General features: G+C 45.4%; 12 protein-coding genes. 10 read left to right on the top strand and 2 right to left on the bottom strand.

Going from position 1 to position 13,254, the window contains the following annotated elements:
- Positions 1 to 180 precede the first annotated feature (180 nt).
- Positions 181 to 1,536: a T9SS C-terminal target domain-containing protein gene (locus ACSX1A_RS18985; protein WP_439881213.1), complete on the bottom strand. Its 1,356-nt coding sequence runs from the start codon at positions 1,534 to 1,536 to the stop codon at positions 181 to 183.
- A gap of 48 nt (positions 1,537 to 1,584) precedes the next feature.
- Positions 1,585 to 4,392: a TonB-dependent receptor domain-containing protein gene (locus tag ACSX1A_RS18980; protein ID WP_439881212.1), complete on the bottom strand. Its 2,808-nt coding sequence runs from the start codon at positions 4,390 to 4,392 to the stop codon at positions 1,585 to 1,587.
- A gap of 727 nt (positions 4,393 to 5,119) precedes the next feature.
- On the opposite strand from ACSX1A_RS18980, the gene ACSX1A_RS18975 reads away from it, so the two are divergent.
- From ACSX1A_RS18975 to ACSX1A_RS18930, 10 genes are all read left to right on the top strand, one after another.
- Positions 5,120 to 6,304, top strand: coding sequence for a porin (locus ACSX1A_RS18975; protein WP_439881211.1), 1,185 nt, complete (start codon positions 5,120 to 5,122; stop codon positions 6,302 to 6,304).
- 205 nt (positions 6,305 to 6,509) lie between these two features.
- Positions 6,510 to 7,496, top strand: a complete 987-nt coding sequence (locus ACSX1A_RS18970; RefSeq protein WP_439881210.1) for a PstS family phosphate ABC transporter substrate-binding protein — start codon at positions 6,510 to 6,512, stop codon at positions 7,494 to 7,496.
- Positions 7,497 to 7,574: 78 nt separating this feature from the next.
- The gene (pstC, locus tag ACSX1A_RS18965) at positions 7,575 to 8,450 is read left to right on the top strand and encodes a phosphate ABC transporter permease subunit PstC (RefSeq protein ID WP_439881209.1); all 876 of its coding nucleotides are present in this window, start codon (positions 7,575 to 7,577) and stop codon (positions 8,448 to 8,450) included.
- A complete protein-coding gene (gene pstA / locus ACSX1A_RS18960) occupies positions 8,443 to 9,300 on the top strand; it encodes a phosphate ABC transporter permease PstA (protein WP_439881208.1) in 858 nt (285 codons plus the stop codon). Before pstC ends, pstA begins: the two co-directional genes overlap by 8 nt.
- Positions 9,301 to 9,309: 9 nt before the next feature.
- Positions 9,310 to 10,074 (top strand): phosphate ABC transporter ATP-binding protein PstB, encoded by a 765-nt coding sequence (gene pstB / locus ACSX1A_RS18955; RefSeq protein ID WP_439881207.1) that lies wholly within the window; start codon positions 9,310 to 9,312, stop codon positions 10,072 to 10,074.
- A 59-nt stretch (positions 10,075 to 10,133) separates the two neighbouring features.
- Positions 10,134 to 10,832 (top strand): phosphate signaling complex protein PhoU, encoded by a 699-nt coding sequence (gene phoU / locus ACSX1A_RS18950; RefSeq protein WP_439881206.1) that lies wholly within the window; start codon positions 10,134 to 10,136, stop codon positions 10,830 to 10,832.
- Between the two features lie 264 nt (positions 10,833 to 11,096).
- Positions 11,097 to 11,738, top strand: coding sequence for a heme exporter protein CcmB (locus ACSX1A_RS18945; protein ID WP_439883571.1), 642 nt, complete (start codon positions 11,097 to 11,099; stop codon positions 11,736 to 11,738).
- 122 nt (positions 11,739 to 11,860) lie between these two features.
- Positions 11,861 to 12,526, top strand: a complete 666-nt coding sequence (gene ccsA, locus ACSX1A_RS18940) for a cytochrome c biogenesis protein CcsA (protein ID WP_439881205.1) — start codon at positions 11,861 to 11,863, stop codon at positions 12,524 to 12,526.
- A complete protein-coding gene (locus ACSX1A_RS18935; protein ID WP_439881204.1) occupies positions 12,513 to 12,782 on the top strand; it encodes a CcmD family protein in 270 nt (89 codons plus the stop codon). Before ccsA ends, ACSX1A_RS18935 begins: the two co-directional genes overlap by 14 nt.
- Positions 12,783 to 12,842: 60 nt before the next feature.
- Positions 12,843 to 13,163 carry a hypothetical protein gene (locus tag ACSX1A_RS18930; RefSeq protein WP_439881203.1) on the top strand — a complete coding sequence of 107 codons (321 nt, stop codon included), beginning with the start codon at positions 12,843 to 12,845 and terminating at the stop codon, positions 13,161 to 13,163.
- The last annotated feature ends 91 nt before the right edge of the window (positions 13,164 to 13,254 follow it).

Raw genomic sequence — 13,254 nt, 5'->3', positions numbered from 1 at the left:
GCTTTTCACACAGAAGCTGTAGTATAAGAAGAGCCACTGCTAAATTTAGCAGCGGCTCTTCTGTTTTAAAAAGAAACCCGCTTTTGGCGGGTTTCGGACAGCCCGGGAGACTAATCCGGACTGCAGCTGACTGCCACGATGTTTCTCACCCATACATGAGCAGCCAGTGTATTTGTGGTTTTAGTACGCTACGTTCTGTGGGTTAAAGTTAGCCCAGCCGTTTGTCCAGTCAGAGGCTCCGAAAGCACCTACATAATCCACTGGCGTAAAGAAGCTGTCCAGGCCAGTAAAGCCTGGCTGCACAGTTGTTGTTGCTTTCACAAAACTTGGAGAGGCATTATATGCGCCTGCAATGTTAAGGCTGGCAGCATTGTCTACTACTGCATTTCCTTTAGCTGAAGCATTAAACCAAGTGGCTACATCAAAAGTACTACCAGAGGCAACTGTAAGCGCCTTACCTGCAGGGATGCCAGCAATGATCGTATTTTTGATCACAAACTCATTAGCAGTAGCATTCTGCTCTGTAGCAGTTCCGTCCAAAAGCAAACCAACAGGCCAGCCCATTACGATAGAGTTGTAAAGCTTCGTCTTGTTGTTACGGCGTAGGTGCAGGCCACGCTTGAAGTTAGAGTTAATGTTAGCTGCTAAGTTAGTACCATAAGGGCCGAAAAGTGTAACGTTAGAGTATGTAGGGGCAGTGATAGGTGTTGCAGTAGTACCCTGAGAATCGTTATCAGACTCAAAGCCATTTGAACCGGAAGCATCCGCTATATTAGGGTCAGCAATACCTAGCAGGAACTGAAGCTTGCCAGTATAACCATTGTCTGTGTCAAACATATCGTCTACTGTTTTGTAAGCGATCAGGTGCTTTACGTTAACAGTTCCTCCGAAGAATTCATAAGAATCATCGCCAGAGAAAGAAACCTGCACATAGTCTATTTCAGTACCTGAACCAACACCACCTAATGTAAGACCGTTGATCTCATTATCCGGCTGGAAAGCAATACCTGGATATTCAATGCGTACATATTTCAGTGAGCCTGAATTATCAGCAGCATCAGCGCCACCAAACTCTCTGTCTACACCACCTTCTATTTTGGCAGAAGAACCCAGGTTTACAGGAGCCTTGCCCAGGATGATAATACCACCCCAGTCACCGGCAGCACGTGAGCCGGCAGGCTGAGCAGATGTAAACACAATTGGCTTAGAAGCTGTACCATTAGCCATGATCTTACCGCCTCGCTCTATGATCAGTGTACCCTTTGTTGCTTTATCTCCTTTGATTATAGTACCGGGCTCAATTGTAAGCGTGGCACCACTCTTTACATATACAAAACCTTTAAGCATGTATTTTGTATCGGCCTTCATTGTAAAATTCTCTTCCGTTGAGCCTGAAATAACAGTCATGCCATTCGATTGCTCCGTCGTAAACTCCTGCCCTTTACTTACTGGTGTAGTAGGTGTTGTATCATCGTCGCAGGCAACAAATGAAACAGCCAGAACAGCCACAAAAAATAGATTAAGTAACTTTTTCATAATCGTTGTTAAAAAGTGTATAAGGTTTTGAAGTTTGATTCTTGGTTATTAAAACTTGTAGGTAATGCCCAAAGTAGAGTACTGGCCTTTGCTGAATTCTCTGAAAGACTCATCTACTGTGGTTACTTTCTGATCATCATTAGAATCCTGGATCAGGCGTGTTTTTTGGTTTAACAGGTCCTGGATACCTGCTTTGATCTCGAAATGCTCTCCTATACCTTTTGTTAAGGACAGGTCCAGTTGGTGGCGCGGCATTTCATAAACTGTCTGGCGCTGGTTGCTACCCGCTGCGAAAATGCGCTTACCAATTACATTGTACAGCACGTTGAACTGTAGTTTGCGGGCATCATCCTGGTAGTAAATACCTGTGTTTACCACGTAAGGAGACTGGCCAACCATGGCACGTTTGCCTGGCTGATAAGCAGCTCTGTCCTCTGTTAGTTTCACTTCACTTTGTACTAAAGCGGCATTCAACACCAGTGTCATGTTTTGGATGAAGCTTGACGCTGAAAGGTCAAGTAACGATTTCCTGACTTCCGCCTCTACTCCATAGCTGTAAGCGTTCTTTGCATTCTCGAAGGTGATCGTATTACCACCAGGGGTATTCTCGAAAACTGACTCGATCGGCTTGTTGAAGTATTTATAAAATGCTCCGAAAGAGATTATCTCAGATGGGTTTGGATAGAATTCATAGCGTATATCACCGTTATAGATCGTAGCTATGCCCAGGTCCGGGTTACCAATTACTTCCAGCAGGTTCACGAAGTCGAAGTATGGCGCCGGGGCTATCTCACGAAACTCAGGACGGTTTACACTTACACTTCCACCGGCACGCAGTGTAGCGCGAGGGGTTAAAGTATATGTAAAGTTGGCTGAAGGCAATACGCTCAGTACCGGATTATCTTTCACGATCGGGCTACCATCGAAACCTTTTGAAGAAAGCTCCTGGTTGTTAAACTCCACACGCACACCACCTGAGGCCGAAAGTCTATCAGAAAGCGGGGCTGCCCCACCTACATAACCGGCAACATTAGTATTAGCTGCTTTATAATTGTTCTGTGGGTTGGCATCTTCTACCAGCACAAGTCCATTGGACCTGTTGATGTTTTCAGGTGCAAAAACCTGGTCTAGCGGTTGAAAAGCAATGGAGTTATCAAAAACGCCATCCTTTGTATAACCAAATGAGAAGTAGCGGGAGAAGTAGTCTCTGTTCTTACGTTCAGCATAAAAGCCTGTTCTAATCTTCGGAGCGTTCTCGGCTGTTGAGTCGGCAGAAGTGAATCGGTGCTCGTACTGCCCGCTTGCCATTAGCACATGCTCATTCAGGTTTGAGTAAAAGCGACCTGCATCCTGAAGACTTGGGTTGGTTTCCGGTTGAAACTGCACTTTGTAAGCCTGCGCATTCTCGTCGTAAACAGTGCGTAGTCTGCGGTAGTCCGGCTCGTTCCTGTTAGTATAGTTGTAACCACCTGTCCAGGTAAGGGTTGATCTGTTATCGTTAAAATCGTGCGTACCCTGTAACTGGCCAGAGTAGATCGTACGGCTCTCATAGCGAAGGGCATAATTACGCTGCAACTGCTCACCGTTTGTAAAATCTGTTCCTTCCCGCTCTAATACCTCGTTGCTACCTAACTGGTTAAACAGGTTTCTGAATTCGATCTTATTATTGTTATTCAGGCGAGCAGACCAGTTACTAACAAGCCCTAAGCGGGCGCTGTTTGTGTACACATTGTCATTAAAACTGAGGTAAGGAGTGCTTGCGCCTACTTCCGGATCAAACCGGCCATATGAATTTCTTGTGCCTTCTGTTACTGATTGTGTATTGCTATAAGAAATTGCTGAGATCGTGCTCATTCTTACATCGCCAAGATCAAAACGACGGTTAAGACCAAGCGACATTCTCAGGTCCGGAGTTGCTGTACCTGACTTGGGAGCCCAGTTATTTGGAAAAATCCTGCCAATGTTGGCAAACTTCTCCTGCCCCTTAACTGCATCAAGACTAGCTGGTACACCTGCTGGTATGGCACGATCACCATTATCAAAGCCAAGGAAGTCGGTGCTGCCTTTTGTGTCTGACAGAAAATTACCGAAAGTAGTGCCCGCACGGTAAGATCCAGACACCCCAAGGGTAGTCTTATTCTCGTCCACTACGTTTTTCGTGTATATCTTAATAACACCACCTGCAAACTCACCAGGCAATTCCGGAGAACCATTCTTATAGATCATGATGCGATCTATCACGCTGGTTGGTAGTATATCGAAAGAGAATGCTTTTTGATCCGGCTCTGTACTTGGTGTGAGTGCATCGTTTAGCTGCACTGTATTATAGCGTTGGTTCATGCCCCGGATCACCACATAACGATCGTTCAGGATAGTTACACCCGGTATACGCTTCACTGTCTCAGCTGCGTCACGGTCCATGGATTTAGCTATCTGCTCACCGGCCACACCGCTTACCACCACCTCGCTCTGGCGCATGGTTTCCAGCACAGCCACCTCGGTGTTCGTCTGGCGTGTTCCAACAATCTCCACTGCCTGTAACTGAGTCGTATTTTCCTCAAGCTGTATATTAAGCGTGGCAGGTTGACCTGGCTTAACTGTTATACCTGTACTCTCAAATGGTTTATAAGAAAGAAAGGTAACCGACACATTATATACACCCGGCTCGAGTGGCAATGTAAAGTTACCTTCGTAATCTGTTGTTGTTCCTTTGGAAGTGCCTTTAATAAATACAACGGCTCCTATAATATCTTCGCCGGTTGCCTTATCAGTTACTTTACCTTTTAATGTACCTTGCTGTGCAAAACTGGATAGTGTGGCAGCAAGAATGGTGAGAATTGTAAGTAATGATTTCATTTGGTTCTACTTTTAATTAGTCTCGCTGCAAAAGTAGAACAGCAGGATTATGCCATGTTTACATAGGAGTTACCATTGTGTTAAAAATAGGGAGTTAGTATAAACATAAGGTTATCTTAAAATTAAGCCAGTATTAAGAGACCGGTTTTCAGGCTGCTCCAAACCCTTCCTCCAGCGGCAAATTATAGAATACAAGCTGCACTTATGTGCATAAAACGCATCTGGAATCATTCTTTTTAGAGATATCATTAAATTAACCTTGTCTTAATACCCTGTTAACATGAAGGAATCGCCTAAATTTGACACTCCTCTTACTGTTTTCATTTTTTCCGGTATACAAACCTGAGTCGCAGCTCCAAATGCTAACAAAAGGTTACTTTAATGTTACCCTTATGTTACCTGCCTGGTCTGTTGAGCAGCAGTAAGCCCGGGTGCGGCAGTGCTGCGTAAAAGAAAATATCCCATCCTGCGCAAAACAGGCCAAAATGCGCAGTGTGGTTTTTTAACAATTTGATAACACACCTTCGAACCCCTCATTGTACAAAATCCCGGTACTTTGCAGTGAAATTTAACTCACCTATTCAAAGCAGCCTGACTAACTGCTCTGAAGTTAAAAGTGCAAATTTCTACACGCTCTTAGCCATACTATATTTTAGATCAGCTTACCGTGTAACATATTTCTAGTCACGACTTAAGTATTTATTCTCACTAAAAACTGTTAAGAATCGTGAACACCAAATTAAAAGGAGCATTCATTGCGCTCTTCATTCTATTCATGGTTAATGCCTCCCACGCGCAGAGCATTAATAAATCAAGGTTTGGCAAAGGGCTGCAGTTTATTGCAGCCGACTCTTCTTTCAGCCTGAAATTCAGCACTCGTTTCCAGATGCTTTACCAGGGAGGTATCAACACCACCACTGATCAGCTTGATGACCGCTTTCTGATTCGCAGAGCGCGCCTCAAGTTTGAAGGCTTTGCATACTCTCCAAAGCTGGAATATAAAATTGAACTGGGCCTCAGCAATAGCGACATAGGCAACGATGACCCTACCATGTTCAACAATGCTGATAACATTATTCTGGATGCGGTTGCAAAATGGAATTTCGCTCCGAACTGGGAGCTGTGGGTAGGCCAAACAAAGCTGCCGGGTAATCGTGAGCGAATTGTATCATCTCAAAAAATGCAGTTTGTAGACCGAAGCCTGTTAAACTCACGCTTTAACATAGACCGTGACGCAGGTGCACAGCTGCACCATGAGCATACGTTCGGCAATGTTGTAGTGCGGGAGATTGCTTCCGTAGCAATGGGCGAGGGTCGCGACATTACTGTAAACAACGCAGGCGGTTACGATTACACTGCTAAAGTTGAGATCATGCCTTTTGGCGAGTTTGAGGGCGACGGCGCTTATGTGGGCAGCGATATCTATCGCGAAGAAACTCCTAAACTGGCCATTGCAGCTGCTTATGACTTTAATGATAATGCAACTCGTGCCAGAGGGCAGTTAGGCAGCTTCCTGAGCGATCAGCGCGACCTGCGCACCGTGTTCGTTGATGCTATGTTTAAGTACAGAGGCTTCTCATCGATGGCAGAATACGCAAACAGTACAGCTTCTAACGGACCAGTAGTAACGCGCACCCCTGAAGGAACTGTTGCCGAGACTTTTGTAACCGGAAATGCTTTTAACGTACAGGCTGGCTACCTTTTCCCGAGTAATTGGGAAGTGGCTGGGCGCTATACAACTTACAACCCTGAGAAAGTAACCAGCCTTCACCCACAGGAGCAGTATACACTGGGTGTGTCAAAGTATATTGTGGGCCATAGCTTAAAAGTACAGAGCGATGTAACGCTTCAGGACCAGCCAGGCAGAGAAAACAGCTACCTGTTCAGGCTTCAGATGGAACTGGCGCTTTAAGTTAAAAAAAGCTTAACAATAAGTTAACATTGCTTAGTTCTTATTGTAGTGGCTTATGCATCTCTTTGCAGTCCAAAACGGCTGCGTGCTAAACCCGAAAGCTGTTATTACAACTAGTTGATAAACATTTTAGTATATCAACAAAAGTTAATCAGACGAATAAAAAGAAATTAAAATAACCTCAAACCAAATCCAACTCTGACTTATGTTAAAGCTTACTAGTGTAAAACTAAATGCAGCAGTACTTATAGGCGCAACGCTTCTGTTTAGTGCCTGCGGCGGCAACAACGTAGAAGAAGGGAGCAACGGAGAAATGGCTGGCAGCATCCAGATCGATGGCTCTTCTACTGTCTATCCAATCACAGAGGCTGTTGCGGAAGAATACCGTGCAGAGGCTCCGGATGTTAAAGTAACAGTTGGTGTATCTGGCACTGGTGGTGGAATGAAGAAGTTCACCCGCGGTGACATTGATATTGTGGATGCTTCGCGCCAGATGAAACCATCAGAAGATAGCCTTGCCAAAGCAAACGGCATCTCTTATGTAGAGCTTGCGGTGGCTTACGATGGCCTGACAGTGGTTATCAACCCTGAAAACGACTGGGTAAAGGACATTACAACAGAAGAACTTAAGAAGATCTGGGAACCAGCGGCACAAGGCACTATCAAAAGATGGAACCAGATCCGTCCGGAATGGCCTGACAAAGAAATTCACTTATATGGCCCTGGTGTAGAGTCAGGTACTTATGATTACTTTACCGAAGCAGTAGTAGGAGAAAGCGGTGCAAGCCGTGGAGACTATACTGCCTCTGAAGATGACAACGTATTGGTACAAGGTGTGTCTACAGACCCTTACGCTCTTGGTTTCTTTGGATTTGCTTATTATGAAGAAAACCAGGACAAGTTAAAAGTTGTACCGGTTAATGACATGAACGATAGCAATGGAGCAGGCGCTATTGCACCGTCCCTTGAAACTGTGAAGGATGGCTCTTACGCACCACTTTCCCGCCCATTGTTTATCTATGTGAACTCTAAGGCAACAAACAACCCTGCTACAGTAGACTTTGTAAACTTTTACATTGATAATGCCGGGGAATTGAGCAAAGAAGTAGGTTACATTCCGCTGCCTGCTGAGAAGTATACAGAGCAAAAGGCAAAGTTTAAGCAGTTTGTGCAGAGCTCATCAAAAAAATAATTATATATTACGCTTAAACCAATGCCGCTGCAATAGCTTTTATGGTTATTGCAGCGGCATTTTAAACTATACTGCACCTTGAGAGTATCCGAAAAAATTATCGAGGGCTTATTGTGGTTATCTGCGGTAATCACAATTCTCATCACCATTGGCATCATCTGGGTACTGCTCTCAGAGTCTATCAGCTTCTTTCAGGTTGTTCCTTTAAGTGATTTTTTAACTGAAAAAGAGTGGACCCCGTTATTCGCTGATAAGAAATTCGGTATTATGCCGCTGGTAGCAGGCACATTGCTTACTACTGCCGTAGCCATTGCCGTAGCGCTTCCGATTGGTTTAACAATAGCCGTATACCTGAACGAGTATGCACACGCTAACATGAAGCAGGTTGTAAAGCCTTTGCTGGAAGTGTTGGCAACCATACCAACAGTAGTGTATGGCTTCTTTGCCTTAACGGTGGTTACCCCCTTTCTTCAGACAATTATTCCATCACTGGCTGGTTTTAACGCGCTCTCTGCGGGTATTGTGATGGGTATCATGATCATCCCGATGATCTCTTCACTAAGTGAGGATGCCATCAGTTCGGTGCCCCGTTCTTTACGCGAAGCTGCGTACGGCATGGGCTCAACGCGTTTACAAACCTCCTTCGGCGTAATGGTGCCAGCAGCCTCATCAGGTATTGTAGTATCTGTTATACTTGCTATATCAAGGGCAGTAGGCGAAACCATGATCGTAGCTATTGCAGCAGGCCAGCAGCCGCGCCTGACGCTAAACCCTTTAGTACCGATAGAAACCATCACCACCTACATTGTGCAGGTGAGCCTGGGCGACGTTCCGCAAGGTTCTCTGGAGTATAAAACGATCTTTGCAGCAGGTATTACGCTATTCGTTTTCACGTTTGCGCTAAACAACCTGAGCTTCTGGATCAAAAAGAAATACCAGGAAAAATATGACTAATTCTGACAAAAACAGGCTCAAAGACAAAGCCTTCCAGGTTTTTGGCATCTTTTGCACATTGATAGGGCTGGTGGTACTGGGCATCTTCCTATTTGATATAATACTGGAGGGCGCAGCCCGAATTGACTGGGACTTCCTGGTAAGCTTGCCATCCAGAAGAGCTAGCCGCGCAGGCATACTTACAGCCTGGGTCGGTACACTTTGGATCCTGGTGCTTACCACTATCATTGCCTTCCCGCTGGGCGTTTCGGCAGGAATTTACCTGGAAGAGTATGCTAAAAAGACGAAGCTGGCAAATTTCCTTGAGATCAACATCGCCAACCTGGCCGGTGTGCCTTCTATCATATATGGTTTGCTCGGTCTGGAGATCTTTGTTCGCCAGATGCACCTGGGTGGTAGTTTACTGGCGGGTGCACTTACTTTGTCACTGCTAATTCTGCCAATAATAATTGTAACTACCCGGGAAGCTATCAAAGCAGTACCGCGCAGCATCCGCGATGGCTCTTTTGCATTGGGTGCCTCTAAATGGCAAACAGTCTGGCACCAGGTGTTGCCTGCCTCTTTTGGCGGTATCCTTACAGGTATTATCTTAGCCCTGTCAAGGGCAGTGGGTGAAGCAGCCCCTTTAATTGTGATTGGCGCACTTGCATACGTTCCCTTTATGCCATCCACACCGCTGGATGAGTTTACGGTATTGCCTATTCAGATCTTTAACTGGACATCTAGGCCGCAAGAGGAGTTTCAGACAAATGCCGCTGCCGCGATTATAGTACTTTTGATCATCACTTTTATGCTGAATGGTATAGCTGTATACTTGCGCAACAGGCAGCAAAAGAAAATTAAGTGGTAACACATAACCATGAGTAAGAAAATAAATAAACTGGAGGCTGTTGACCTCAACGCATACTACGGTGATTTCCATGCCTTGAAAAGCATCAATATTGGAATGGAAGAGAAGGCTGTAACAGCTTTTATCGGTCCGTCTGGCTGTGGTAAATCTACATTTCTGCGAACCTTTAACCGGATGAATGACTACATCGACGGGTTTAAAGTAGAGGGACAAATTCTGATAAATGGCAAAGACATATATCAGAAGGATGTACGCGTAGATGAACTCCGCAAAGAGGTGGGCATGGTATTCCAAAAGCCCAACCCTTTCCCGAAAAGCATTTTCGAAAATGTGGTATATGGCCTTAAGATACAAGGGGTGAGCAAAAAATCGGTTCTCGAGGAAGCTGCAGAAACATCTCTGAAACGCGCTGCACTCTGGAACGAGGTAAAGGACAAGCTGCACAAGTCGGCCCTGGCCCTGTCAGGTGGGCAGCAGCAGCGCCTTTGCATTGCACGTGCCCTGGCTATATCGCCGTCTATACTTTTGATGGATGAACCAGCCTCAGCTCTTGACCCTATCTCTACAGCCAAAGTAGAAGAATTAATATATGAGCTAAAGAGTGACTATACAATTGTGATCGTTACGCACAACATGCAACAAGCCGGCCGCGTTAGCGATTATACAGCTTTCTTTTATATGGGTGAGTTGGTAGAGTTTAACAAAACGAAGACCATGTTCACAAGTCCGAAGGATGAACGCACCCAAAATTACATTACTGGCCGTTTTGGTTGATCCTTACTACAGTGACACTTGTTTGTTTTGATTCTCACCCGTAATTATAAAAGGAAAAAATGCCACATATAGATACAGAACTTGAGCGCTTAAAATCCAAACTCCTTGAGATGTGGGACCTGGTGGAGTACCAACTGCAAAGCGGCCGTGAGGCGATGGTTAATGCAGACCAAGAACTGGCAAAAATGGTTGTTAAGCGAGATAAAAAAGTAAACCAGTTCGATATAAAGATAGATCGCATGTGCGAGAACTTCTTTGCCCTGTTTACGCCTGTGGCCGTAGACCTGCGCATGGTACTGGCAGTGCTTAAGATCAATGCAAACCTGGAGCGCATCGGCGACACAGCAGAAGGCATTGCCCGCTTTGCCCAGAAACTGGAGGCACAGATAGAACCGGAACTGCTAGAATCGACACAGGTACTGCCGATGTATGCAGAAGCACTTGCTATGCTACAAGATTGCCGCGGTGCTTTTAAAAACAATGACCCTAAGCTGGCAAAAGACCTTATAAAGCGTGATAAGATCCTGAACAAGATCTACCGAAAATCAGATAGCGTTGTAACCAAATACATGACCAAGCACCCCGACAGAATCTCTGAGGCGCTGGCCCTGCTTTCTATCATTAAGAAACTGGAGCGTGTAGGCGACCAGGTTACCAACATTGCTGAGGAGGTTATCTTTTACCGCGAAGCCAAAGTAGTAAAGCACCGGCAGGACAAGAAAAAGAAGAAGAACGGCGACAACGGGAAGGCAAAGTAAGCCGTTACCGGTCCATATACTATTAACAAAAAGAGCATGAGCCAAAAAGGTTCATGCTCTTTTTGTTGTGTAGAAATTCACCTGTCGCAAGTTACCCTCCGCTAAACTTGCCGCAGGTGAAAATCACTATTACCTATCGACATCACATACTGCCAACCACCATTCAGCACCCCAGCCATTTAACACTTTAGCAAATCAGCGATTTGTGCCGTACCTTTGCAGCAAAATTTACGCACAGTGCTATTTAAAGAAGTTTTATACCTGATACAGAAGGACCTGGTGCTGGAGTGGCGACAGAAGTACGCCTTTAATGGCATGATCCTATACGTCAGCAGCACGGTATTTGTCTGTTATCTGAGCTTTGGCCTGCGATCTAATGTGCTAACAGTGCCTGTTTGGAATGCTGTGCTCTGGATTATACTTCTGTTTACCTCTGTTAACGCCATTGCCAAGAGCTTTATGCAGGAAAACCGGGGGCGGCTGCTATACTTCTATTCCATTGTTAGCCCGCAGGGGGTTATACTGGCCAAGATCATTTACAATGCCCTGCTTATGCTGATACTGGCAGTAATATGCTTTGTATTTTATGGCTTTGTGTTGGGTAACCCGGTACAGGATGTGCCAATGTTCCTGCTTACCATACTTCTGGGTGCTATCGGGTTCTCTACCTCGCTTACCATGATCTCGGGCATTGCCAGCAAAGCTGCCAATAGCAGTACGCTAATGGCAGTACTAAGCTTCCCGGTTATTGTGCCCATGCTGTTGATGCTCATCAAAATGTCAAAGAATGCCCTTGATGGCCTGGACCGTAGCACCAGCCTCGACGAACTGCTTACGCTGCTTGCCATAAACATGATCGTAGTCACTGTTTCTTATATCTTATTCCCGTACCTTTGGCGTTCGTAAGGCATGGCGTAACAGTGATCTTAAATGGTAGCTCAGCTTTTTTGGATATTATGGAGACAAAAGAGTTTTAAATGTGTTTATACCACGGACACCTAATAAAATGCTGAAGACTTATTAAAAAGATGAAGAAGAACTGGTGGAAAATACTGGCAATCCTACTATTAGTTTTTACTGTGGTAGCCGGTATGTTAACAGAAGTCCCACGGCTGGCCATACTTAACGAAACCATCCGGAACCTGTACTTTCACGTGCCCATGTGGTTTGGCATGATCCTGATTCTGTTGGTATCGGTTGTGTACTCTATTAAGTACCTGCGCAAGCCAACCATCAAGAACGATGTGATAGCCCACGAAGCAGCCAAAGTTGGCATCCTCTTCGGGGTGCTGGGTATTATAACAGGTATGGAATGGGCACGATTTACATGGGGCGAGTTCTGGAGCAACGACCCTAAACAGAATGGTGCGGCCATAGGCTTGCTGATCTATTTTGCTTACCTGGTACTCCGCAGCTCTTTTAATGAGCAGCAGCAGCGTGCACGGATCAGTGCGGTATACAATATTTTTGCTTTTGCGGCACTTATTCCGCTACTGTTTATCCTGCCGCGCCTTACCGATTCGCTGCACCCTGGCAATGGAGGCAACCCGGGCTTTAACTCATACGACTTGGACAACCGCCTGCGCATGGTTTTCTACCCCGCTGTAATAGGTTGGACGCTGCTGGGCATCTGGATCGTGAACGTAAAATCAAGATTAGAATTAATCAGACAACACTTATATGAAACTGTTTAGAATACTGGCTCTATGGTGCTTTATACTTTTCGGTTCGCTAGGGATGCAGCAAGTATACGCGCAGGCTCCCGAAGCGGAAAGCGCTGTAACTACAGCCACCGCTGAGCCACAGGTAGAAATGGCGGACACCCTTCGTCAGGATGGCAAGATCTATGTTGTGGTCGTGGTGCTGCTTACTATCCTGGCAGGCCTGATCGTATACCTTGTTGCCTTAGACCGCAAGGTAGGTAAACTTGAAAAGCAAATGCGGGATTAAACAGCCGCAGGTAACGCAGTTTACGTAAATAGGCTCATTCAACCATAGATTATATTTAGAATGAGCATCACCCTGAACCCAAGACTGTACGTTACCCTTCAGCCTTTAGAGCACCTAAAACCGCACCCGATAAACGATGGCCGCTTTGACCCCGCCTTTGCTTATAAAGTATTGGGCGCATACAATGCCAGCGAAACATCGGAATGTTTTTTTATAATTAGTAATACACTGAACGAGATCTGGTTTATCTCACAGCGCCACCTGCGGGCATACAAGCTTCTGGACTCCGACGAGTTATATACAGAGCTTAGTGAGCAGGACAAAAGAAAAGTAATGTGCTTATTAGGCAATGTGCCGGTTCATAGCAACGGAAAGAGCTGACTTGGGGAGTAGCATCTGTGCGTGTGGCCGCATTACAAAATAAGCGATAAGCAATGGATTTATATTATCCGGAAGCGTGTTAAGCTACCAG

Source organism: Pontibacter sp. MBLB2868 (genome assembly GCF_051904785.1).
Classification (GTDB): domain Bacteria; phylum Bacteroidota; class Bacteroidia; order Cytophagales; family Hymenobacteraceae; genus Pontibacter.
Note: the sequence above shows the minus strand (reverse complement) of the source record. Positions and strands in the feature narration are given on the sequence as shown.